This is a genomic window from Pandoraea sp. E26 (genome assembly GCF_000681415.1).
GTDB classification, from domain to species: domain Bacteria; phylum Pseudomonadota; class Gammaproteobacteria; order Burkholderiales; family Burkholderiaceae; genus Pandoraea; species Pandoraea pnomenusa.
In genome coordinates, this window is the sequence record NZ_AYXJ01000034.1 from 249,296 (window position 1) to 271,758 (window position 22,463).

At 64.5% G+C, this 22,463-nt stretch carries 17 protein-coding genes and 1 pseudogene; 13 read left to right on the forward strand and 5 right to left on the reverse strand.

Annotated elements, in window-relative coordinates:
• Window positions 1-30 precede the first annotated feature (30 nt).
• The 5 genes from W930_RS0122015 to W930_RS0122035 all read right to left on the reverse strand — a co-directional run bounded on the left by W930_RS0122015 (window position 31) and on the right by W930_RS0122035 (window position 6,335).
• Window positions 31-1,263 (reverse strand): amidohydrolase family protein, encoded by a 1,233-nt coding sequence (locus W930_RS0122015; RefSeq protein WP_023872651.1) that lies wholly within the window; start codon window positions 1,261-1,263, stop codon window positions 31-33.
• Window positions 1,264-1,330: 67 nt separating this feature from the next.
• Window positions 1,331-2,620, reverse strand: a complete 1,290-nt coding sequence (locus W930_RS0122020; protein ID WP_023598308.1) for an MFS transporter — start codon at window positions 2,618-2,620, stop codon at window positions 1,331-1,333.
• Window positions 2,621-2,837: 217 nt separating this feature from the next.
• Entirely contained in the window at window positions 2,838-3,740 is a 903-nt protein-coding gene (locus W930_RS0122025; protein ID WP_023598309.1) for a LysR substrate-binding domain-containing protein, read from the reverse strand.
• A gap of 22 nt (window positions 3,741-3,762) precedes the next feature.
• On the reverse strand, window positions 3,763-5,151 hold the full coding sequence (gene fumC, locus W930_RS0122030) for a class II fumarate hydratase (protein WP_023872650.1): 1,389 nt from the start codon (window positions 5,149-5,151) through the stop codon (window positions 3,763-3,765).
• A gap of 308 nt (window positions 5,152-5,459) precedes the next feature.
• The gene (locus tag W930_RS0122035) at window positions 5,460-6,335 is read right to left on the reverse strand and encodes a LysR family transcriptional regulator (RefSeq protein WP_023872649.1); all 876 of its coding nucleotides are present in this window, start codon (window positions 6,333-6,335) and stop codon (window positions 5,460-5,462) included.
• A 195-nt stretch (window positions 6,336-6,530) separates the two neighbouring features.
• Between W930_RS0122035 and W930_RS0122040 the strand changes: the two genes are divergently transcribed.
• From W930_RS0122040 to W930_RS0122105, 13 genes and pseudogenes are all read left to right on the forward strand, one after another.
• A complete protein-coding gene (locus tag W930_RS0122040; RefSeq protein WP_023598312.1) occupies window positions 6,531-8,039 on the forward strand; it encodes a CoA-acylating methylmalonate-semialdehyde dehydrogenase in 1,509 nt (502 codons plus the stop codon).
• A gap of 162 nt (window positions 8,040-8,201) precedes the next feature.
• Window positions 8,202-9,836 (forward strand): GMC family oxidoreductase, encoded by a 1,635-nt coding sequence (locus tag W930_RS0122045; protein ID WP_023598313.1) that lies wholly within the window; start codon window positions 8,202-8,204, stop codon window positions 9,834-9,836.
• Between the two features lie 541 nt (window positions 9,837-10,377).
• The gene (locus tag W930_RS0122050) at window positions 10,378-11,157 is read left to right on the forward strand and encodes an ABC transporter ATP-binding protein (RefSeq protein ID WP_023598314.1); all 780 of its coding nucleotides are present in this window, start codon (window positions 10,378-10,380) and stop codon (window positions 11,155-11,157) included.
• Between the two features lie 8 nt (window positions 11,158-11,165).
• Complete coding sequence (locus W930_RS0122055) at window positions 11,166-11,927, forward strand: ABC transporter ATP-binding protein (protein ID WP_023598315.1); 762 nt, start codon at window positions 11,166-11,168, stop codon at window positions 11,925-11,927.
• A gap of 76 nt (window positions 11,928-12,003) precedes the next feature.
• Entirely contained in the window at window positions 12,004-13,197 is a 1,194-nt protein-coding gene (locus tag W930_RS0122060; protein WP_028731332.1) for an ABC transporter substrate-binding protein, read from the forward strand.
• A 78-nt stretch (window positions 13,198-13,275) separates the two neighbouring features.
• Window positions 13,276-14,160: a branched-chain amino acid ABC transporter permease gene (locus tag W930_RS0122065; RefSeq protein WP_023598317.1), complete on the forward strand. Its 885-nt coding sequence runs from the start codon at window positions 13,276-13,278 to the stop codon at window positions 14,158-14,160.
• Window positions 14,161-14,170: 10 nt separating this feature from the next.
• Window positions 14,171-15,169, forward strand: coding sequence for a branched-chain amino acid ABC transporter permease (locus W930_RS0122070; RefSeq protein ID WP_023598318.1), 999 nt, complete (start codon window positions 14,171-14,173; stop codon window positions 15,167-15,169).
• Window positions 15,170-15,732: 563 nt separating this feature from the next.
• Window positions 15,733-16,514: pseudogene (locus tag W930_RS28460) on the forward strand (sulfite exporter TauE/SafE family protein).
• Window positions 16,515-16,754: 240 nt separating this feature from the next.
• A complete protein-coding gene (locus W930_RS0122085; RefSeq protein ID WP_023598320.1) occupies window positions 16,755-17,900 on the forward strand; it encodes an ABC transporter substrate-binding protein in 1,146 nt (381 codons plus the stop codon).
• A gap of 241 nt (window positions 17,901-18,141) precedes the next feature.
• Window positions 18,142-18,642: a homoprotocatechuate degradation operon regulator HpaR gene (gene hpaR / locus W930_RS0122090; RefSeq protein ID WP_023598321.1), complete on the forward strand. Its 501-nt coding sequence runs from the start codon at window positions 18,142-18,144 to the stop codon at window positions 18,640-18,642.
• 276 nt (window positions 18,643-18,918) lie between these two features.
• Window positions 18,919-19,974, forward strand: a complete 1,056-nt coding sequence (locus tag W930_RS0122095) for a branched-chain amino acid ABC transporter permease (protein WP_023598322.1) — start codon at window positions 18,919-18,921, stop codon at window positions 19,972-19,974.
• A gap of 18 nt (window positions 19,975-19,992) precedes the next feature.
• The gene (locus W930_RS28465; protein WP_023594867.1) at window positions 19,993-21,789 is read left to right on the forward strand and encodes an ATP-binding cassette domain-containing protein; all 1,797 of its coding nucleotides are present in this window, start codon (window positions 19,993-19,995) and stop codon (window positions 21,787-21,789) included.
• A partial coding sequence (locus tag W930_RS0122105) for an ABC transporter ATP-binding protein (protein WP_024788927.1) occupies window positions 21,789-22,463 on the forward strand: 675 nt, incomplete at its 3' end. The genes W930_RS28465 and W930_RS0122105, both read left to right, overlap by 1 nt.

A 22,463-nucleotide genomic window follows, 5' to 3' on the forward strand; every position in this document is an offset into this window, starting at 1 on the left:
GACGCCCGTCGCCGAACGTCGCCCGAACGATTACTGCGGCTGCTTGGCGATCTTCCCGTCCTTGAACACCCAGCGAATGCCTTCGCCCTGGCCCGTGAGCACGTCGATCGATTCGAGCGGATTCCCATCCACGACCAGCACGTCGGCCAGCGCGCCGGCGGCGATCACGCCCAGTTCGCCCACGCGATTGAGAATCTCCGCGCCGATGACCGTGGCCGAGCGCAGCGTGTCGGCCGTACCGAGCACGTCGGCGCGAATCGTGAGCTCGTCGGACTGGTACTTGTGCATGTCGCCCAGCAGGTCCGAGCCAAAGCCCATCTTCACGCCCGCGTCGCGATAGATCGTGAGCGATTCGCGTCCGGCGCGCTGCACGCTTTCCACTTTCGCCACCGACTCCGGCGGCAAGCCCAGCGAGGCGCCGTCCTTGGCGAGCGCGTCGTAGGTCACGAGCGTGGGCACGACATACGCGCCCCTCTCGGCCATGAGCTGCGCGGTTTGCGCGTCGCACAGATTGCCATGCTCGATGGTGCGCACACCGCAGCGCACCGCGCGTGCGATCGCCTTCGGCGTGTACGCGTGGGCCATCACATAGGTCTGCGCGGCTTCCGCTTCGGCCACGGCCGCGCGGATCTCGTCTTCCGAATATTGCGTGTTGGCGATCGGATCGACCGGCGATGCCACGCCGCCCGAGGCCATCAGCTTGATCTGCGTCGCACCCTTCTGGATCTCTTCGCGCACGGCCAGGCGGATCGGATCGACGCCGTCGACCACGCGCCCGATCGCGCCCGCGCGAAACGCGCACGAGCACGGCTCGAGCGTGTCGCTGCGCGGACGGAAGTCGCCGTGTCCGCCCGTCTGCGACAGCGCCTTGCCCGACGGGAAGATGCGCGGACCCGGAATCACGCCCTGCTCGATCGCCTGCTGCAACGCCCAGTCGGCGCCGCCCGCGTCGCGCACGGTCGTGAAGCCGCGGTTGAGCATGCCCTGCATGATCGGCAGCGACTTGAGCACCGTCAGCACGTTCGGCTGGCTGGCATTGGTGCCGAGATTCGGGTGCGAGGCGAGCACGTGCACGTGGCAGTCGATCAAGCCGGGCATGACGGTCTTGCCGGTGACGTCGATCACCGTCGCACCGGGAATGTCGAGCGGCGTGGCGCTGACCGCGGTAATGCGCGCGCCTTCGATGGCGACGTCGTGACGTTCGAGCAGACGGCCGGCAGCCGCATCGAGCACATTGCCGCCGCGAAGCAGGGTAATGGACATGGTGGGGTTCCTTGATGAAATGCAAAAAGGCGCGCCATTCGATGTGGCGCGCCTTTGGGGGGAAGACTCAGGCCTTGTTGACCTTGGGCAGGGGCTTCACGAAGCGCGTGCCGATCAGGCTGATGGCGGCCGCGACGATCACGTAGATCGCCGGGGCCATGTTGCTGCCCGTGCGGGCGATCAGCCAGGTGATGATCAGGGCGGCGAACCCGCCGAAGATCGTCACCGCGAAGTTGTAGGCGACCGACAGGCCAGTCGACAGCACCTTGGCCGGGAACAGCTCGGCGAATGCCGCGAGAATCGGACCGGTGTAGCAAGCGATGAGCAGGCCGAACACGATCTGGAACGCGAGCAGCGAGTGCAGGCCCGGCGCCACGTTCAGGTAAGTGAACATCGGCCATGCAAGCAGCAGGATCAGCAGTGCCGAACCCGACAGGAACGGGCGACGGCCGAAACGGTCCGCCAGGCGGCCCACGACCGGTGCGAACACCAGGATCATCGCGCCACCGACCATGCCGGCGGTGAAGCCGTACGACGCGGGCAGATGCAGCACGCGCTGGGCATACGTCGGCATGTAGAACAGCAGCACGTAGGTGCAGATCGTCCACAGCACGACCATGGAGAAGCTGGCGAGCGTTTCGCGCGGATATTGCGAGAAGACGTCGCGCAGCGGCGTGTCGGACTTCTCGGCGTGCTGGAACGTGGGCGTCTCGTCGATCTTGTTACGGATGTAGAAGCCGACCGGGCCGATCAGCATGCCGACGATGAACGGCACGCGCCAGCCCCACGACTCGAGCGACGCCTTGTCGAGCTCGGTCGTCACGAACGTGCCCACCGCGGCACCGAGCAGCACGGCGAAGCCGATGCTCGACTGAATCCACGCCGAATAATAGGCGCGCTGGTTGGGCGGTGCGTATTCGGTCAGGAAGGCCGTTGCGCCGCCCATCTCGCCGCCGGCCGAGAAGCCTTGCAGCAGACGAGCCAGCACGATGATGAGCGGGGCTGCCAGACCGATCTGGTCGTAGGTCGGTGCCAGACCGATCATCGCGGTGCCGGCGGCCATGAGCAGAATGGTGAGCGAGAGTGCGGCCTTGCGACCCACGCGGTCGGAATAGATCCCGAGCACGATGCCGCCGACCGGACGCATGAAGAAGCCCACGCCGAACGTCGCCACGGCGAGCAGGAACGACGACAGATCGTCGCCGGTGGGGAAGAACTGCTTCGCGATGATGGCCGCGAAGAAGCTGTAAACGGTGAAGTCGAACCACTCCAGACCGTTGCCGATCACCGTCGCCACGATCGCGTGACGGCGCTGGCGGGCCAGGTTGTCTTGAGGCACTGCGTAGGTCGCCTGCATCTGGGTCTCCCGGGGGATGGATGGCGTCCGTCGCGTGCTTTGCAATCACGTCATGCCGGTAATACGCCTGCTTTTGTCGAATCATGTGCGCTCGCGGGGCGAAGGCACATGCGCGGATCCGTCACAAAGTAGTGCAGACAAAATGTCAGGCCAAACGATAATTCCGCATGTTGCCATGCGTACAGCGCATGGCAACTTTCTCTCGAGGGCGCCAACACTATGCTGGGAAACGAGTCTCGGCGTAAATCCAGTTTCGAAAAATACGCGCTGCGGCATGCTCGTGGCGATCGGCAGGCCACACCAGATAGTATCCGCCGCCCAGGCTCGCGGTGGCGTCGCAGGCGGGCACGAGCAGCCCGGCGTCGAGGCAGGGATCGATCATGTGCCGCCAGCCCATGACGAGTCCGCCACCTTCGATGGCCATCTGCACGAGCAACGGGTAGTAATTGGCGCTCACCATGCGAGGGAATTTCGGCACGCTCACGCCCTGCAGCTCGAACCAGTCGGGCCACGACATCCATTTGCGCTGACCGTCCTCGATGAACAGGAGCGTCTCGTTGACGAGATCGGCCGGCGCGAGCTTGCGTCCGTCGAGATACGCGGGGGAGCACACCGGAAAGACTTCCTCGTCGAACAGCCGTCGCCCGGCGAAATCGGGTGGCAGATCGTTGCGAACGTAATACACGCCCAGGTCGAATTCCGACGCGGCCAGCGTCGTAAGGCCGTCTTTGACGATCACCCGGATCTTGACGTCGGGGTGCGCCGCGCGAAAGCGCATGAGCTGCGGCGTCATCCACAGCACGGCCACGCCGGACGAGCATGCCACCGTGAGTTCGAGGTCGCCGCGCCGCTTCATCAGGTCGGCCGTCGCTTCGGCGCACTCGCCGAGCAGACGCTGGATCTGCTCGGCGTAGCGTTGACCGGCGACCGTGAGACGAAGCGTGCGGTGTTCGCGCGTGAAGAGCGCGCGCCCGAGAAACTCTTCGAGCTGCGCGATCTGTCGGCTCACGGCGCTCTGCGTGAGATTGAGTTCCGCTGCCGCCCGGGTGAAGCTCGCGTGCCGGACGGCGGCGTCGAACGCGATCAGACAATGCAGCGGCGGCAGCGGAGAGATAGGCATGCGCGGTGAACGAAGGGGGCGATCAGCGCTTGCCGACCATCTGCTCGGGGCGCACCCAGGCGTCGAACTGCTCCGCCGTCACATGACCCAGCGCCAGCGCGGCGGCCTTGAGCGTGGTGCCTTCCTTGTGCGCCTTCTTCGCGATTTGCGCAGCCTTGTCGTAACCGATGTGCGGATTGAGCGCGGTCACGAGCATGAGCGATTCCTCGAGCAGCGAGCCGATGCGTGCGCGGTTCGGCTCGATGCCGATCGCGCAGTTGTCGTTGAAGCTGACCGCGCCGTCGGCGAGTACACGCACGCTTTGCAGGAAGTTGTGGATGAGCATCGGCTTGAACACGTTGAGCTCGAAGTTGCCCATCGAGCCGCCGACGTTGATGGCCACGTCGTTGCCCAGCACCTGGCAGCAAAGCATCGTCATGGCTTCGCACTGGGTCGGGTTCACCTTGCCCGGCATGATCGAGCTGCCCGGCTCATTCTCCGGAATCTGCAACTCGCCAATGCCGCAGCGCGGGCCGCTGGCGAGCCAGCGCACGTCGTTGGCGATCTTCATCAGGCTCGCGGCGAGGGTCTTGAGCGTGCCGTGCGCGTGGACGATGGCGTCGTTCGCGGCAAGCGCTTCGAACTTGTTCGGCGCGGTGACGAACGGCAGTCCGGTGTCGCGCGCGAGCGTGGCGGCCACCTGCTTCGCGAAGTCCGGATGGGCGTTCAGGCCCGTGCCCACGGCGGTACCGCCCAGCGCGAGCTCGGCCACGTGGGGCAGGGCGTCGTCGACATGCTTCAGGCCGTGGTCGATCTGCGCGACCCAGCCCGAGATCTCCTGGCCGAGCGTGAGCGGCGTGGCGTCCTGCAGGTGGGTGCGGCCGATCTTGACGATGTCGTCGTAGGCGCGGGCCTTGGCCGCGAGCGTGTCGCGCAGTTGGCCCACGCTGGGCTTGAGATGGTTGACGAGGGCGTCGAGCGCGGCCACGCTCATGGCCGTGGGGAATACGTCGTTGGACGACTGGCCCTTGTTCACGTCGTCGTTGGGATGCACGAGACGTTCCTCGCCACGCACGCCGCCGAGCAGTTCGCTGGCGCGATTGGCGAGGACTTCGTTCATGTTCATGTTCGACTGTGTGCCCGAGCCGGTCTGCCACACGGCCAGCGGGAATTCGTCGTCGTGCCGGCCGGCGATCACCTCGTCGGCGGCCTGGATGATGGCGTCGGCCTTCTTGGCGTCGAGCACGCCGAGGCCCTTGTTCACCTCGGCGGCCGCGCGCTTGACCCGGGCGAGCGCGCGCACCAGCTCGCGCGGCATCTTCTCGGTGGAAATCTTGAAGTTCTGCAGCGAGCGCTGCGTCTGGGCGCCCCACAGGTGGTCGGCGGGTACAGCAATTTCGCCGAAGGTATCGCGTTCCATTCTCACAGACATGATCGACTCCTCGAAGACAGACTTGAATTCTAGAGCGTTGGGCGGGATATGGCTTGGCAGGCCGGCAAGGCGTGCCACGTCACGGGAATGATTTGCGGGGAACGTCGGCCGCTTAGCGTCGTTCGGGGCGGCGGCGAGCCGGGAGGCCGTGGGCGAGGACCTGAGCCGCCTGGATTATGCGCCTGATTCGCGGCGCAGGGACGCCTCGATGATGTCCGGAAAGTGCGTGCCGCGGAGGGTCGGCGCATATCCCCGGTGAATGGCATCGCGCACGGGGCTTTCCGGCTCCCGGCATTCCGGGAGCCTCGTCACGCCCAGACGGCGGCGATCAGTTGCAGCGCGGCGGCGATGGCAGGTTCGTCGCGTCGCGTGGCGAGCGTGACGAACGTCAGCTCCGTGGGCACGCTCACGCCGTCGGCGATCACCAGACCATGGGCTTGCGCTTCGCGCAGCGCGATCGAGTCGCGCACCAGCGACAGGCCGACACCGGACTTCACCAGGTCGAGCATCGACGGCTCCTGATCGACTTCCGCCACCTTCACGGGCGATACGTCCAGGGCGCCGAATATCGACGAGAGCAGGCGATGGTGGGCCGATTCGGGTGGTGTCCAGATCCACGGCAGTGCCGCGAGTTCGCGCCAGCCGCGACGCGCCACCCGCTCGCGCCAACCCGCGGGCGCGACCACCTGATACGCGAACGGCGTGAGCGTGATGGCATGGAAGCGCTCGGGATCGGGGCGCCCGAGGTAGAAGCCGACGTCCAGTTCGCCGCGCCCGAGTTGCTGGAGCACCGAACCCGACATGCCCTGGCGCAAAGCCGTTTCGATCTGGGGATACGATTCCACGAGGCGCTTCAGAAATGCGCCGAGGCGGGTGAATTCCGGGTCGAGAATGGTGCCGATGCGCAGGCGCCCCCGCACGGTGTCGCGCAGCGCGCCCGCGGCCTGCTGGAAGTCGGCAAGCGCCGCGAGCATGCGCTCGGCCAGCGGCAGCAGTGCCTGTGCGTCGCGGGTGAGGGCCAGACCGTGCGCCGTGCGGGTGAAGAGCGTGAGCCGAAGCGCCTCCTGCAGCGCCTTGACCTGAAGGCTGACGGCAGGCTGCGTCAGATGCAGGCGCTGTGCCGCGCGGGTGAGGTTGCCCTCGCGGGCAATGGCAACGAAGGCGCGGAGGTGGGCGAGTTCCATGGGCGGAGGGCGTCCCGCAGAACGCCATTCGGAGGCAACATAAGGGAATCTTATATTGCTTTTGATAATTTCTCATTGGATCGCGTGAATCGGCGGCAGTACGCTTGGCCTATCGTGGCGTATGCCGTGGGGCACGCGTCTGGCTAATCGAATGGGCGAGCGCGGGAAGTTCGCCGAATTCCGAGGGAAACGAACATGAGCAACGCTGATATTCCGACGGTGCAGCACTTCATTGGCGGCCGGCGCGTGGCCGGCGACGGCGCGCGTTTTGCCGACGTCTTCAATCCGGCCGAAGGGCGCGTGAGTGCGCGCGTGGCGCTGGCCGGCGTGGGCGACGTGGACGCCGCGGTCGCTGCCGCCAGGGCCGCGTTGCCTGCGTGGTCGGAGACGGCGCCGCTCAAGCGCGCGCGGGTGCTCTTCAAGTTCAAGGCGCTGCTCGACGAGCATCAGGACGAACTGGCACGCATCATCACGCGCGAACACGGCAAGGTGTTCTCCGATGCGCGCGGCGAAGTCACGCGCGGCATCGAGGTGGTCGAGTATGCGTGCGGGGCGCCGAGCCTGCTCATGGGCAAGCACAGCGACAACATCGGCGGAGGCATCGACAACTGGCATTTGCGACAGCCGGTCGGGGTGTGTGCGGGGATCACGCCGTTCAACTTCCCGGTGATGGTGCCGATGTGGATGTTTCCGATCGCGCTCGCGTGCGGCAACACGTTCGTGCTCAAGCCGTCCGAGCGCGATCCTTCTGCCAGTCTGCTGATCGCCGACCTGCTGCGCGAAGCCGGGCTGCCCGATGGGGTGTTCAACGTGGTGCAGGGAGACAAGGTGGCGGTCGATGCACTCATCGCGCACCCGGATGTGGAAGCGCTGTCGTTCGTCGGCTCCACGCCGATTGCCGAGTACATCTACAGCGAAGGCACGCGTCGCGGCAAGCGGGTGCAGGCGCTGGGCGGAGCGAAGAATCATCTCGTGGTCATGCCCGACGCCGATCTGGATCAGGCGGTCGATGCGCTGATCGGTGCGGCCTACGGATCGGCCGGCGAGCGTTGCATGGCGATCTCGGTCGCGGTGGCGGTGGGTCAGGTCGCGGATCGTCTCGTCGACGCGCTGGTGCCGCGCGTGAAGGCGCTGCGCGTTGGGCCGGGCGTGGACGATGCGTCCGAAATGGGGCCGGTCGTCACCGGGGTCCACAAGGCGAAGATCGAGGGCTACATCGCCGATGGCGTGAGCGCGGGCGCCACGCTGCTGGTCGACGGGCGAGGGTTGACGGTGCCGGGGCACGAACAGGGATTCTTCCTCGGCGGGACGCTCTTCGATCACGTCACGCCCGAGATGACGATCTATCGCGAGGAGATTTTCGGTCCGGTGCTGGCGGTGGTGCGCGTGCCGGATCTGGCGGCTGCCATTGCGCTGGTCAATGCGCACGAGTTCGGCAACGGCGTCTCGTGTTTCACCAGCGACGGTGGCGTGGCGCGCGCGTTCTCGCGTCAGGTGAAGGTTGGCATGGTGGGCATCAACGTGCCGATTCCGGTGCCGATGGCCTGGCAGTCGTTTGGCGGATGGAAGCGTTCGCTGTTCGGGGACCACCACGCTTATGGAGAAGAGGGCATTCGTTTCTACACGCGCTTCAAGAGTGTGATGCAGCGTTGGCCCGACAGCATCGGCAAGGGCGCGGAATTCACCATGCCCGTGGCGAAGTAGGGAGGCGGGGTAACGCCGGACCGACGCTTCGACGCTTCGATGCGAACAGAACGACAAAAGTGAACCTGGTGCGGGTGGCGGCAGTCCACCTCACTCGGGTGCCGCACCAGTGCCGGCACCGCACCCTGGCGAGTGCCGCGCCATCGACGGAGACATGCGGGAATGAGCAAGCAGGCCCCGAAGCAGGAAAGCTTCGATTACATCATCGTGGGCGCCGGATCGGCCGGTTGTGTGTTGGCCAATCGTCTCACGCAGGACCCCGACGTCAACGTGCTAGTGCTCGAGGCCGGCGGCAAGGACGACTATCACTGGATTCACATCCCCGTCGGTTATCTCTACTGCATCGGCAACCCGCGCACCGACTGGCTGTATCGCACGCAGGCCGAAGACGGGCTCAACGGCCGCACGCTCGCGTATCCGCGAGGGCGGGTGCTGGGCGGCAGCTCGTCGATCAACGGCATGATCTACATGCGCGGGCAGCGCGAAGACTATGACGTGTGGGCCGATGCCACCGGCGACGACGGCTGGCGCTGGGACAATGTGCTGCCGCTGTTCAGGCGCAGCGAAGATCACTACAAGGGCGGCACAGAGTTTCACGGCAGCGGCGGCGAGTGGCGTGTCGAGAAGCAACGGCTGTCGTGGCGCGTGCTCGATTCGTTCGCCGACGCCGCCGAGCAGATCGGCATTCCGAAGACGGACGACTTCAACCGGGGTGACAACTTCGGCATTGGCTACTTCGAAGTGAATCAGCGACGCGGCGTGCGCTGGAGTGCCGCGAAGGGCTTTCTGCGCCCGGCCATGCAGCGCCCGAATCTCACCGTGATGACCGGGGCGAGCGTGAGTCGACTGCTGTTCGAGGGCACGCGTTGCACCGGGGTGGCGTATCGCGGCGGCAATGAGGATTTCACGGCGCTCGCGCGCGCCGAAGTGATTCTGGCGGCGGGGGCGGTGAATTCTCCGCATCTGCTGGAAGTGTCGGGCATTGGCGACGGGGAGCGTTTGCGCGGATTCGGCATCGACGTGGTGTCGCATCTGCCCGGCGTGGGCGAGAACCTGCAGGATCATCTGCAGTTGCGCACGGTGTACAAGTTGCGCGGCGTGACCACGCTCAACCTCACGGCCAACAGTCTTTTCGGCAAGTTGAAGATCGGCATGCAGTACGTGTTCGCGCAGCGTGGTCCGATGAGCATGGCGCCGTCGCAGATGGGGGCGTTCGCGCGCAGTCGTGAGGACGTGACGCGTCCCGACCTCGAATATCACGTGCAACCGCTGTCGCTGGACAAGTTCGGCGATCCGCTGCACACGTTCAACGCGTTCACGGCATCGGTGTGCAATCTTCGTCCGACGTCGCGCGGGCATGTGCATCTCGCTTCGCCGGATGCGCGCGTCGCGCCGAGCATCGCGCCGCGATATCTGTCGACCGATGCGGATCTGCGCGTGGCGGCAGACGCGATCAAGCTCACGCGTCGCATCGTGGGCGCGCCGGCTTTCGCGCGCTACGAACCGCGCGAGTATCTGCCGGGACCGTCGTTCCAGAGCGACGAGGCGTTGATGCGCGCGGCGGGCGATATCGGCACGACCATCTTCCATCCGGTGGGCACCTGCCGCATGGGACGCGCCGACGATCCTGATGCGGTCGTGGATGCGGAGCTGCGCGTTCGCGGGGTGCGGAACCTGCGTGTGGTCGATGCGTCGGTGATGCCGGTGATCACATCCGGCAACACGAACTCGCCGACGATCATGATCGCCGAGCGCGCGAGCGACATGATCCGTGCGGCTCGCAAAGCCGGGCGGTAAGCGCGCAAAAGATCAGGACACCGCTGAGCCGGGGGAAAGGGGGCATCGGTGTCGGCGCCGACCGTCGTGCCCTGGTCCGGCGGAAAATTCGATGTTCGCGAGCCTCGTCGCGATTCCGGATTTCCGGACAATCGCCCAAATCTTACGTAGTAATACCTAATGCAGCGCGCGAGCACCCGCTCGCGCGCGCGGCGCACGACATTGAACGTGCTTTTGCGTATGCCGCAAAAGCCTTGTGCCATAAGGGCTTTGCGCATGCCGCCGGCATGTGACCGAACGTTCCTGAACGCGTGTGAACATGCGCGTTTCGAAGGGGGTGAGGCTTAGTGCAAATCCCAATGATCGCGTTGCAGCAAACCACACACAATAACGATTCCCTATGTGCGAACGAACCAAGAATTCGACGCCGCATGCGGGACGCGGGGCACCTCGCCGACGACGCAACAACATCGCGTCATCTGCCTGCCTTGCGGTTGTCACAGACGATGGTGCCGGGGCCCACTCATGCCTCGCACCGCCAACCAGGAATGTGGCAGGAGACATGGCGAACAACGATTACATTCTCGAAACCCGCGGGCTCACGAAAGAGTTCCGCGGCTTCACCGCCGTGAACGGGGTCGACCTGCGCGTCGCGCGCGGCACCATTCACGCACTCATCGGGCCGAACGGCGCCGGGAAGACCACCTGCTTCAACCTGCTCACGAAATTCCTCGTGCCCAGCGCCGGCAGCATTACCTTCAACGGTGAAGACATCACCCGCGAGGCGCCCGCGCAAATCGCCCGACGCGGCATCATTCGCTCATTTCAGATCTCCGCCGTCTTCCCGCACCTCACCGTGCTGGAGAACGTGCGCATCGGCCTGCAACGCAATCTCGGCACCGCCTTTCACTTCTGGAGCAGCAGCCGCACGCTGCGACAGCTGGACGAGCGCGCCATGGCGCTGCTCGCCGAAGTCGGCCTCACCGAATTCGCCCATACCCTGACCGTGGAACTGCCCTACGGCCGCAAGCGCGCCCTCGAAATCGCGACCACACTTGCTATGGAGCCCGAACTAATGCTGCTCGACGAGCCCACGCAGGGCATGGGGCATGAAGACGTCGATCGCGTGACCGCGCTGATCAAGAAGGTCTCGGCGGGACGCACGATCCTGATGGTCGAGCACAACATGAACGTGATTGCGGGAATCTCCGACACCATCACCGTGCTTCAGCGTGGCGAGGTGCTTGCCGAAGGGCCGTATCACGAAGTTTCGAAGAATCCGCAGGTGATGGAGGCCTACATGGGGACCGCGGATGGCGAATTGCAGGGAGCCCACGGGTGAGGACGTCTATGTACGGTAATGGCAACGGTAGCGGCGCGGCGAGCGTCCCGGCGCTGGAAGTCGAGGGGCTGCAGGCCTGGTATGGGGAATCGCACATCCTGCATGGCGTGGACCTCACCGTGGGCCGTGGCGAAGTCGTCACGCTGCTTGGCCGCAACGGCGCAGGGCGCACCACCACGCTGCGCGCGATCATGGGCCTCACAGGAAATCGTCAGGGATCGATCCGCATCGCCGGCGAAGAGACGATCCATCTGCCCACATACAAGGTCGCCCACCACGGCGTGGGCTACTGCCCGGAAGAGCGGGGCATCTTCGCGAGCCTGTCGTGCGAGGAAAACCTGCTGCTGCCGCCGTATATCGGCATGCGCGGCAATCGTCGCGAAGACGGCGGGCGCGGCATGTCGCTCGAAGAGATCTACGACATGTTTCCGAACCTCAAGGAGCGACGTCACAGCCAGGGCACGCGACTGTCGGGTGGCGAGCAGCAGATGCTGGCCGTGGCGCGCATCCTGCGCACCGGCGCGAACCTGCTGCTGCTCGACGAGATCTCGGAGGGCCTCGCGCCGGTGATCGTGCAGACACTCGCACGCATGATCACCACGCTCAAGTCGAGGGGCTACACCATCGTGATGGTGGAACAGAATTTCCGTTTTGCGGCTCCGCTGGCCGACCGCTTCTATGTGATGGAGCACGGCAAGATCGTGGAGCGCTTCGGCGCTCCGGAGCTGGAAACGAAGATGCCGGTGCTGCACGAGTTGTTGGGCGTATGAGGTGAGCTACCCGGCGCACAAACGCGCCGGGCGATGAACCCAGGCGATCAAATCCACGAAGGAGACGAAGATGACGATGCGGATGAAGGCGTTGGCCGTTGCGGCTGCGTTCGGTTTTGCGGCAATGGCCTCGCAGGCCCACGCCGATGGCAATACGGTGAAGATTGGTTTCATTACCGACATGTCGGGGCTGTACACCGACATTGACGGCCCCGGTGGCGCGGAAGCCATCAAGATGGCCATCGCCGACTTTGGTGGCAAGGTGCTCGGCAAGCCGATCGAACTGGTCACGGCCGACCACCAGAACAAGGCCGACGTCGCGGCGTCGAAGGCGCGCGAATGGTTCGACCGCGGCGGTGTCGACATGCTCATCGGCGGCACCAACTCGGGTACCGGCCTCGCGATGAACAAGGTCTCTGCCGAGAAGAAGAAGGTCTATATCAACGTGGGCGCCGGCACCGACGCCCTCACCAACGATCAGTGTCAGCCGTACGGCGTGCACTATGCCTACGACACCGTGGCGCTCGCACGCGGCACCGGCTCGGCCGTGGTGAAGGCGGGCGGCGAGTCGTGGTTCTTCCTGACGGCGGACTATGCGTTCGGTCACGCGCTCGAGAAGGCCACGGCCGACGTGGTCAAGGCCAACGGCGGCACGGTCAAGGGCGACGTGCGTCATCCGCTCTCGGCGTCGGACTTCTCGTCGTATCTGCTTCAGGCGCAGTCGTCGGGCGCGCAGGTGCTCGGCCTGGCCAACGCCGGCGGCGATACGATCAACGCCATCAAGGCCGCGAAGGAATTTGGCATCACGAAGAAGATGCAGATCGCCGGTCTGCTGGTGTTCATCAACGACATCCACTCGCTGGGGCTGGACAACACCGAAGGCATGTACCTGACCGACAGCTGGTACTGGGACAAGGACGACAAGACCCGCGCCTTCTCCAAGCGCTACTTCGAGAAGATGAAGAAGATGCCCTCGAGCCTCCAGGCGGGCGACTACTCCGCCACGATGACGTACCTCAAGGCGGTGCAGGCGGCCGGCACCACCGATGCCGACAAGGTCATGGATCAGCTCCACAAGATCAAGATCGACGACATGTTCAGCAAGGGCTACATCCGCAAGGACGGCACGATGATCCACGACATGTACCTGATGCAGGTCAAGTCGAAGAAGGAGTCGAAGGCACCGTGGGATTACTACAAGGTCGTCGCCACGATCCCGGGCGAGAAGGCGTTCACGACGGAAGCCGAGTCGACCTGCAAGCTCAAGTAAGCGCAGTCTGAACGCGATGCGATGAAAGCGGCGGGACGCGTGTCCCGTCGCGACCCTTCTCCCAGAGAATCGATTTCGATGGAATTACTAGGCATCCCCCTGCCGGCGCTGTTGAGCCAACTGCTGCTGGGACTGGTGAATGGCTCGTTCTACGCCATGCTGAGCCTCGGCCTGGCGGTGATTTTCGGTCTGCTCAACGTGATCAACTTCGCGCACGGCGCGTTGTTCATGCTGGGTGCCATGCTCGCCTGGATGGGCGGCAACTATCTCGGCCTCAATTACTGGGTCATGCTGATCCTCGCCCCCGTGGTGGTGGGCATCATCGGCATCGTGATCGAGCGCACCATGCTGCGCTGGATCTACAAGCTCGATCACCTCTACGGTCTGCTGCTGACGTTCGGCATCACGCTGGTGCTCGAAGGCGTGTTCCGTTCGATCTACGGCGTGTCCGGGCAGCCGTTCGATGCGCCCGACGTGCTCTCCGGCGCAACCAACCTCGGCTTCATGTTCATGCCGAACTATCGCGCCTGGGTGGTGGTGGCGTCGCTGATCGTGTGCTTCGCCACCTGGTTCGTCATCGAGAAGACGAAGATCGGCGCCTACCTGCGCGCAGGGACGGAAAACCCGAAGCTCGTGGAAGCGTTCGGTGTGAACGTGCCGCTCATGATCACGCTCACGTACGGCTTCGGCGTTGCGCTCGCCGCGTTCGCCGGCGTGCTTGCCGCGCCCGTCATTCAGATCTCGCCGCTCATGGGACAGTCGATGATCATCACTGTGTTCGCGGTGGTGGTGATCGGCGGGATGGGCTCGATCATGGGCTCGATCATCACCGGCTTGATGCTCGGCGTGATCGAAGGCTTTACCAAGGTGTTCTACCCGGAAGCATCTGCGACCGTGGTGTTCGTCATCATGGTGATCGTGTTGCTGCTGCGCCCGGCTGGGCTGTTCGGCAAACAAAAGTAAGGGGCGGAACATGCAACAACAGACGCAACAACGGGTGCTTTATTCGCTTTTGCTGCTCGCGCTGATCGTGGCGCCCTTCGCGGGCGCCTATCCGGTCTTCATCATGAAGGTGCTCTGCTTCGCACTGTTCGCCTGCGCGTTCAACCTGCTGCTCGGCTTTACGGGCCTGCTGTCGTTCGGTCATGCGGCGTTTTTCGGCAGCGCGGGCTATGTGACCGGCTACGCGATTCGCAATCTCGGGTTCACGCCGGAAGTCGGCATTCTCGCCGGGGTGATCGCGGGCGCCGCGCTGGGCCTGGTGATCGGCCTGCTCGCGATCCGGCGCCAGGGCATCTATTTCGCGATGATCACGCTGGCGCTCGCGCAGATGCTTTACTTCCTGTGCCTGCAGGCACCGTTTACCGGTGGGGAAGACGGCTTGCAGGGCGTGCCGCGCGGCAGCCTCTTTGGCGTGCTTCCGCTCGATTCGGACCTGACCCTGTACTACGTGGTGCTGGCGATCTGCGCGCTGGGCTTCCTGTTCATCATGCGTATCGTGCACTCGCCGTTCGGCCAGGTGCTCAAGGCGATCAAGGAAAACGAGCCGCGTGCGATCTCGCTCGGCTATGACGTCGATCGCTTCAAGTTGCTGGCGTTCGTGCTGTCGGCCACGCTCGCGGCGCTGGCCGGATCGACGAAAACGGTGGTGCTGGGCTTCGAGACGCTCACCGACGTGCACTGGACCATGTCGGGCATGGTCATCCTGATGACGCTCGTGGGCGGTCTGGGCACGATGCTCGGACCGGTGGTGGGCGCGGTCGTCATCATCGTGCTCGAGAACAAGCTGGGCGACATCGGCGACTGGCTGGCGACGGCGACCGGCGTGGCGTGGTTCCAGACGCTGGGCGAATCGGTGACGATCGTCATCGGCGCCATCTTCATCATCTGCGTGCTGTCATTCCGCCGAGGTCTGGTCGGCGAACTGGTCGCCCGAAGCCGGTTCTTCCGGACGCTGTCGCAGTCGTCCTGAAGCCTGATGCGTGACGATCGGGCGCACCGTGATGGGGCGGCCGATCGTCACACTGGCGCACGTATGTCGGAAAAAACCTAATTCGTAGGGGTAAATGCTGACTTGTGGTGCATCGGGTGCTCCTTTATTCTCTCTCTCAGTTCGCGTCACGGCAGGATATAGGGGCGAGGAACGAGGAGACAATAAGCGCGAGAACGCGCACCGCCAAAAAAGAAAGCGCTGTTGGAGAAAACTCCAACAGCGCTTTTTATATTGTGCTTTCATTCTGTGCGCCGCCGGCGCCTCCCATCGTCCGACGCACGTCGCCGTCACGGCGGCCGTTGCCCGCCCGCGGTGCCCGATCGCCCCCGCCCTCGCTTGTTACGGTCACCGGTCATCGTCTTTTCGTCGCGATTTACCGTTTTTTGGCCGCCTCACCCGGTTTTTCGCCAGCTTTTCGTCGATCGCGCACCATATTGCGAGAATTGTGGCCCCCAACTACGCGCAATGCGGGCTAAAGGCGCTATCCTCGCCGTTTTCGTCCGGCCATCGGCCTGCGACGGTCGGGCATGTATGGGGAATGTATGTTAGTCAGTTGGGCGCCGAGCGAATTGCTGATGCTCGCGGGTGGGGCGTTTCTCGCGGGGCTTGTGGACGCCGTGGTCGGGGGCGGGGGACTGATCTCCGTGCCCACGCTCTTTGCCGTTTTTCCGAGCGCGGCGCCGCCTGTGCTGTTCGGCACCAACAAGATGGCGGGCATCTGGGGAACCGCCTCGGCCGCGCTGCGCTACGCCCGTGGCGTGCAACTGCAGTGGGCGATACTGGTGCCTGCCACGCTCGCCGCTTTCGTCTTCTCATTCTGCGGCGCCTATGCCGTCACCCACATTCCCGCCGACGTCCTGCGCAAGCTGCTGCCGTTCGTGCTCGTGGGGGTGGCGGTGTACACGCTGCGCAAAAAGGATTTCGGGACGGTTCACGCCCCCGTGAGGGGGGGGCAGGGGTGACCCTCATGGCGATCGCCGTGGGCGGCGCCATCGGCTTCTACGACGGTTTCTTCGGCCCCGGCACGGGCAGTTTCCTCGTATTCCTGTTCGTGCGTCTGTTCGGGCAGGATTTCGTGAATGCGTCGGCGTCGTCGAAGATCGTGAACGTGGCGACCAACCTGGCAGCGCTGTGGCTGTTCGGCATGGGTGGGCACGTATGGTGGCAGGTGGGGGCCGGCATGGCGGTCATGAACGTGCTGGGCAGCCTGGTGGGCAGTCGGCTCGCGCTCAAGCACGGCGTGGGCTTCGTGCGGCGAATGTTCCTGTGCGTGCTCGCCGTGCTGATCGTGAAGACCGGCTACGACGCCTTTTTGCGCGCCTGACGGTGTCCGGCGGATGCCCGGACGCGGCGGGCGGTGCTGTGCCCGATGCGACATGTGGGGAAACCGCACTTTACGAAACGACGCAGGTGCCCGTAAGATGGGCGACGATTTGCCGACTGCTCGGTCGGTTAATGGCGCGGATGCGGTGATGAAGGCCGACGCGGTGAAGGCGAAAGAGCAGAGAGAAGCGGCAGAATAGCGGCAGAAAAACGAATTCGAAATTTTTGTGAGGAGACCCAAATGAAACTGAAGTTGCTGTGCATGGCATCCGCGATGATGCTGGCTGTGGGCGTTGCGAACGCCCAGGTGAAGATTGGCGTGTCGCTGTCGGCGACCGGTCCGGCGGCTTCGCTGGGCATTCCCGAGAAGAACACCATCTCGCTCATGCCGAAGACGATTGCCGGCCAGTCCGTGCAGTACATCGTGCTCGATGACGCGACCGACACCACGACTGCCGTGAAGAACATGCGCAAGCTGATCAGCGAAGATCACGTCGACGCCGTGCTCGGCTCGACCGTGACGCCGAACTCGCTGGCGATGGTCGACGTGGCGGCCGAGACGCAAACGCCGATGATCTCGATGGCGGCGGGTGCGGCGATCGTCGAGCCGGTCGACGCGAAGCGTGCGTGGGCGTTCAAGACCCCGCAGAACGACATTCTGATGGCCACCGCCATTGCCAAGCACATGGCCGACAACGGCGTGAAGACGGCCGCGTTCATCGGCTTCTCCGATGCCTACGGTGAAGGCTGGTACAAGGAATTCCAGAAGGCCGCCGATCTGAACAAGGTCAAGATCGTGGCCAACGAGCGCTTCAACCGTGCCGATACGTCGGTGACCGGTCAGGTGCTCAAGATCATGAGCGCGAACCCGGACGCCGTGCTCGTGGCCGGTTCGGGCACGCCGTCGGCATTGCCGCAGCGCACGCTCAAGGAGCGCGGCTACAAGGGCAAGATGTACCAGACGCACGGCGTGGCCAACAACGACTTCCTGCGCGTTTGCGGCAAGGATTGCGAAGGCACGTTCCTGCCGGCCGGCCCGTTGCTCGTGGTCGACCAACTGCCCAACGACAATCCGGTGAAGAAGTCGGCCGCCGCATACAAGGCTGCGTATGAAAAGGCCTATGGCGCCGGTTCGATCTCGACCTTCGGCGGTCACGCCTGGGACGGCGGCCTGTTGCTGCAATCGGCCATTCCGGTCGCGCTCAAGAAGGGCAAGCCGGGGACGCCGGAATTCCGCGCCGCGCTGCGCGAGGCGCTGGAGAACGTGAAGGACATGCCGGGCACCGCCGGTATCTTCAACATGAGCAAGAACGACCACAATGGTCTGGATCAGCGCTCGCGCGTCATGGTGCAAATCGTCAACGGCAAGTGGAAATTGGCGAACTGATGCGCGTCGGGGCTGCCTATAGCACGCAGGCATGCCCCGTTGTCGTATCTGCAGGGCCCGGTTTGATCGCCCGGGCCGGAAGAACGGGCGTTCGCGCCCGTTTTTCTTGAGCGTGGTAGTTTCGCGCATCGCAAAGAGACGGCAGGACATGCGAAACGAGCGGCACATGAGAGGCCGCATTGTCCCAACCTGATCGCCGCAGCCGGGGGGCTGACCAGGCGATTCTTTCGAGCGTAAATCCATGACGGGTGAATTCGAACACCGCAACCTATCGCTGGTATTGCTACAGACACGTGAAGCGGTGATGGGGCTGTTCCGGCCTCTGCTCAATTGTTACGACATCACGGAACAACAATGGCGTGTCATCCGGGCCGTCAACGATAGCGAATCCGGGGAAATGGAGATCGGGCAGGTCGCGCGCGAATGCTGCATCCTCAGTCCCAGCCTCTCGGGCATGCTCGAGCGCATGGAGGCATCGGGCCTCATCATGCGACGTCGCGTTGCCGCGGATCAGCGCCGGGTCATGGTGTCGCTCACGCCGTCGAGCCGTGCGCTGTGCAAGAAGCTCGGCCCGCTGGTCGAAGAGCGCTATCGCTATCTGGAAGACAAGGTCGGGCGCGACACGCTTGCCGACATCTACCGGTTGCTCGACGTGGTGCGTGAAGCGCTTCCGCCGGAAGTCCTGGCCGAAGCGCCGTCGCTGCCGGCCAAGGCGCGCCGCCGCAAGAAGCCGGCGGCCTGAGGGGCGCGGGGACATTGAAAAGGGGGACTACGCCAGAAGGAGGGACAAACGGCGGCCGGGCGGGTCGCCAGGACACAAATGTCGCCGCCTCAGTAGTCACCCGGGTTTTACCAATGCATAACCGTTTATACAATTCATAATTCGTTGCTTTGCCGCACGGGGACGTTGCGCGGGTGACGAAGTGAAGGGGAACGGGGCGGCAGCGCGCCGCGCCGTGCATCACACCGGCTGTCTCGCCAGCCGGTTCAAGAAGTACTCAAACGAAGTGAGAGGAGCATGGATCTTTCGATTGCAGCCATCCTGGCGCAGGACGGCATCACCACGGGTGCGATTTATGCCTTGTTGGCATTGGCGCTCGTGTTGGTGTTCTCCGTCACCCGCGTCATCTTCATTCCGCAGGGCGAGTTCGTGTCGTATGGCGCGCTCACGCTGGCGGCACTGCAAACCCAGAAGTTTCCGCTCACGAGCTGGTTGCTCGTGGCGATGGGCGTATGCACGTTCATCGTGGAGACGGCGAGCGTGTTGCGTCACAGCGAGCGCCGCAAGCTGGCCGGGCGGCTGGTGCCGGTGTTCGCGGGCAAATATCTGGTGTTTCCGATCGCCGTGTTCTTCGTCGTCCAGGCGCTGGCACCGATGACACTGCCGATGCTCGTGCAGATCGCCATCACGCTGTTGCTGGTCGTGCCGATGGGTCCGATGCTCTATCGCCTGGCGTATCAGCCCCTGGCCGAAGCCAGCACGTTGTTGCTGCTGATCGTCTCGGTCGGCGTGCACTTCGCGCTCACGGGCCTGGGCCTGGTGATGTTCGGGGCGGAGGGCTCGCGCACGCAGGCGTTCTCCGACGCGAGCTTCAACATCGGTTCGGTGATGGTGTCGGGGCAGAGCCTGTGGGTGGTGGGCGTGTCGGTGGTGATGATCCTGGCGCTGTACTTCTACTTCGACCGTTCGCTCTCGGGCAAGGCCCTGCGTGCGACGGCGGTCAATCGTCTTGGCGCGCGGCTGGTGGGTATCGGCACCGTGCAGGCGGGGCGTCTGGCGTTCACGCTGGCCGCGGTGCTGGGCGTGCTGTGCGGCATTCTGATCGCGCCGATCACGACCATCTATTACGAATCGGGCTTCCTGATCGGCCTGAAGGGCTTCGTGGGGGCGATCATCGGGGGGCTGGTGAGTTACCCGGTCGCGGCGCTGGGCGCCATTCTGGTGGGCCTGCTGGAGTCGTACTCGTCGTTCTGGGCGAGTGCGTACAAGGAGGTCATCGTCTTCACGCTGATCCTTCCGGTGCTGCTGTGGCTGTCGCTCACGAGCAAGCACGTGGAAGAAGACGAGGAATAAGCCGGGGCGGACCACAGAATGAAAAACAAATACTTCCTGATTTTCCTGGTGGTGCTGGCAGCGTTGCCGGTACTGCCGGCTCCCGTGCGTTTGCCCGAATACTGGGTGACGCTGCTCAACTACATTGGCCTGTACAGCATCGTGGCGATCGGGCTGGTGCTGCTCACGGGCGTGGCCGGCATGACCTCGTTCGGGCAGGCCGCGTTCGTGGGGCTCGGGGCGTACGCCACGGCCTACCTGACGACCGCGTACGGGGCGTCGCCGTGGCTTGGCCTGATCGTGGGGATCGTGATCACCGCGGCTGCCGCGCTCGTCATCGGCGCCATCACCATGCGACTGTCCGGGCACTTCCTGCCGCTGGGCACGATCGCGTGGGGCCTGTCGCTGTACTACCTGTTCGGCAATCTCGAGTTTCTGGGCAAATACGACGGCCTGAACGACATTCCGACCATCAGCCTGTTCGGCGTCGAGCTGGCGAGCGGTCGCCAGATGTTCTATCTGATCTGGGTGGTGGTCGTGCTCGCGGTCGTGTCGGTCAAGAACCTGCTCGATTCGCGCTCCGGGCGGGCCATTCGCGCGCTCAAGGGCGGCGGGGTGATGGCCGAGGCCATGGGGGTGAACACCGCGTGGATGAAGGTCGTGGTGTTCGTCTACGCGGCCGTGCTCGCGGCGATCTCCGGCTGGTTGTACGCGCACCTGCAGCGCGCCGTGAACCCCACGCCCTTCAACCTGAACCACGGCATCGAGTACCTGTTCATGGCCGTCGTCGGTGGCGTCTCGCACGTGTGGGGCGCGGTGCTGGGCGCGGCGATCCTGACGGTGCTCAAGGACTACCTGCAGAACATCCTGCCGGTGCTGCTGGGGGCCAACGGCAACTTCGAGACCATCGTCTTCGGCATCCTGCTCGTGTTGCTGCTGCAATACGCGCGCGATGGCGTGTGGCCGTTCTTCGGCAAGATCTTCCCGGCGCGACGCGTGGCGAAGGCGCCGGAACAAGCCGAGCCGCTGGGCCACCGCGCCAAGCCGGCGGTGGGCGAAGTGGTGCTCAAGCTCGAGAAGGCGCGCAAGGAATTCGGTGGACTCGTCGCGGTGAACGACGTGTCGTTCGAGGTCAAGGCGGGCGAGATCGTGGGCCTGATCGGCCCGAACGGTGCGGGCAAGTCCACGACCTTCAACCTGGTCACTGGCGTGCTGCAAGCCACGCGAGGCGAGATCTCGTTCCTTGGCGAGCGCATCGATCGTCTGCCCTCGCGCGAGATCGTCAAGCGGGGGATCGGCCGTACGTTCCAGCACGTGCGGCTGATGCCGCAGATGAGCGTGCTCGAGAACGTGGCCATCGGCGCGTACCTGCGCGACGGGAACGGCCTGCGTCGCCGCCCGCAGGGTGGGGTGTGGTCGAGCGTGCTGCGACTCGATCGCCGTGAAGAGGCCATGCTGCTGCATGAGGCGAAGCAACAGATCGAGCGGGTGGGTCTGGGCGCGCACATGTACGACGAGGCGGGCAGTCTGGCGCTGGGCCAGCAGCGCATTCTGGAGATCGCGCGTGCGCTGGCGTGCGATCCGACGCTGCTGCTGCTCGACGAGCCGGCCGCGGGCTTGCGCTACAAAGAAAAGCAGGCGCTGGGCGACCTGCTCAGGAAACTCAAGGACGAGGGGATGAGCGTGCTGCTGGTGGAGCACGACATGGACTTCGTGATGAACCTGACCGATCACCTGGTGGTGATGGAATTCGGCACCAAGATTGCCGAGGGTCTGCCGGAAGACGTGCAGAAGAACCCGGCGGTGCTCGAGGCGTACCTTGGAGGAGTGGAGTGATGGCAGACGCGATTCTTGAGGTCAAGGACCTCGCCGTCGCATACGGCAAAGTCGAGGCGGTGCACGGGGCGCATCTGCGCGTGCAGGCGGGGCAGATCGTCACCGTGATCGGTCCGAATGGCGCGGGCAAGTCGTCGATGCTCAACGCCATCATGGGCGCGCTGCCGCACAACGGGTCGAGCAAGGGAAGCGTGATGTATCTCGGGCATGAGATGTCGGCGCTGACGATCGAAGCGCGCGTATCGCGCGGCATGTGTCTGGTGCCGGAGAAGCGCGAACTGTTCTCGACGATGACCGTCGAGGACAACCTGCTGCTGGGCGCATATCGACGCAAGAAGGCAGGGGAGAAGCACTTCCTCGACCAGATGGAAGTGGTTTATGAGCTGTTCCCGCGCCTGAAGGAGCGTCGTGTGCAGCAGGCCGGGACGCTGTCTGGCGGGGAGCGCCAGATGTTGGCGGTGGGCCGCGCACTGATGGCCAAGCCGCAGCTGCTCATGCTGGACGAGCCGAGCCTGGGCCTCGCGCCGCTGATCGTGAAAGAAATCTTCCACATCATCAGCGACCTGCGCAAGACCGGCGTGGCAACCCTGCTCATCGAACAGAACGCCCGTGCCGCATTGCAGGTGGCGGACTACGGGTACGTGATCGAGACCGGTGAGCTGGCCCTGGAAGGT

Coding starts and splice junctions, on each gene's coding strand:
- W930_RS0122040 (WP_023598312.1), top strand. CDS start 6,531: ATGAGCAACGCTGATATTCCGACGGTGCAGCACTTCATTGGCGGCCGG.
- W930_RS0122020 (WP_023598308.1), bottom strand. CDS start 2,620: ATGCAGGCGACCTACGCAGTGCCTCAAGACAACCTGGCCCGCCAGCGC.
- W930_RS28465 (WP_023594867.1), top strand. CDS start 19,993: ATGAAAAACAAATACTTCCTGATTTTCCTGGTGGTGCTGGCAGCGTTG.
- W930_RS0122015 (WP_023872651.1), bottom strand. CDS start 1,263: ATGTCCATTACCCTGCTTCGCGGCGGCAATGTGCTCGATGCGGCTGCC.
- W930_RS0122050 (WP_023598314.1), top strand. CDS start 10,378: ATGGCGAACAACGATTACATTCTCGAAACCCGCGGGCTCACGAAAGAG.
- W930_RS0122055 (WP_023598315.1), top strand. CDS start 11,166: ATGTACGGTAATGGCAACGGTAGCGGCGCGGCGAGCGTCCCGGCGCTG.
- W930_RS0122060 (WP_028731332.1), top strand. CDS start 12,004: ATGCGGATGAAGGCGTTGGCCGTTGCGGCTGCGTTCGGTTTTGCGGCA.
- W930_RS0122095 (WP_023598322.1), top strand. CDS start 18,919: ATGGATCTTTCGATTGCAGCCATCCTGGCGCAGGACGGCATCACCACG.
- W930_RS0122070 (WP_023598318.1), top strand. CDS start 14,171: ATGCAACAACAGACGCAACAACGGGTGCTTTATTCGCTTTTGCTGCTC.
- W930_RS0122025 (WP_023598309.1), bottom strand. CDS start 3,740: ATGCCTATCTCTCCGCTGCCGCCGCTGCATTGTCTGATCGCGTTCGAC.
- fumC (WP_023872650.1), bottom strand. CDS start 5,151: ATGTCTGTGAGAATGGAACGCGATACCTTCGGCGAAATTGCTGTACCC.
- W930_RS0122045 (WP_023598313.1), top strand. CDS start 8,202: ATGAGCAAGCAGGCCCCGAAGCAGGAAAGCTTCGATTACATCATCGTG.
- W930_RS0122035 (WP_023872649.1), bottom strand. CDS start 6,335: ATGGAACTCGCCCACCTCCGCGCCTTCGTTGCCATTGCCCGCGAGGGC.
- hpaR (WP_023598321.1), top strand. CDS start 18,142: ATGACGGGTGAATTCGAACACCGCAACCTATCGCTGGTATTGCTACAG.
- W930_RS0122085 (WP_023598320.1), top strand. CDS start 16,755: ATGAAACTGAAGTTGCTGTGCATGGCATCCGCGATGATGCTGGCTGTG.
- W930_RS0122065 (WP_023598317.1), top strand. CDS start 13,276: ATGGAATTACTAGGCATCCCCCTGCCGGCGCTGTTGAGCCAACTGCTG.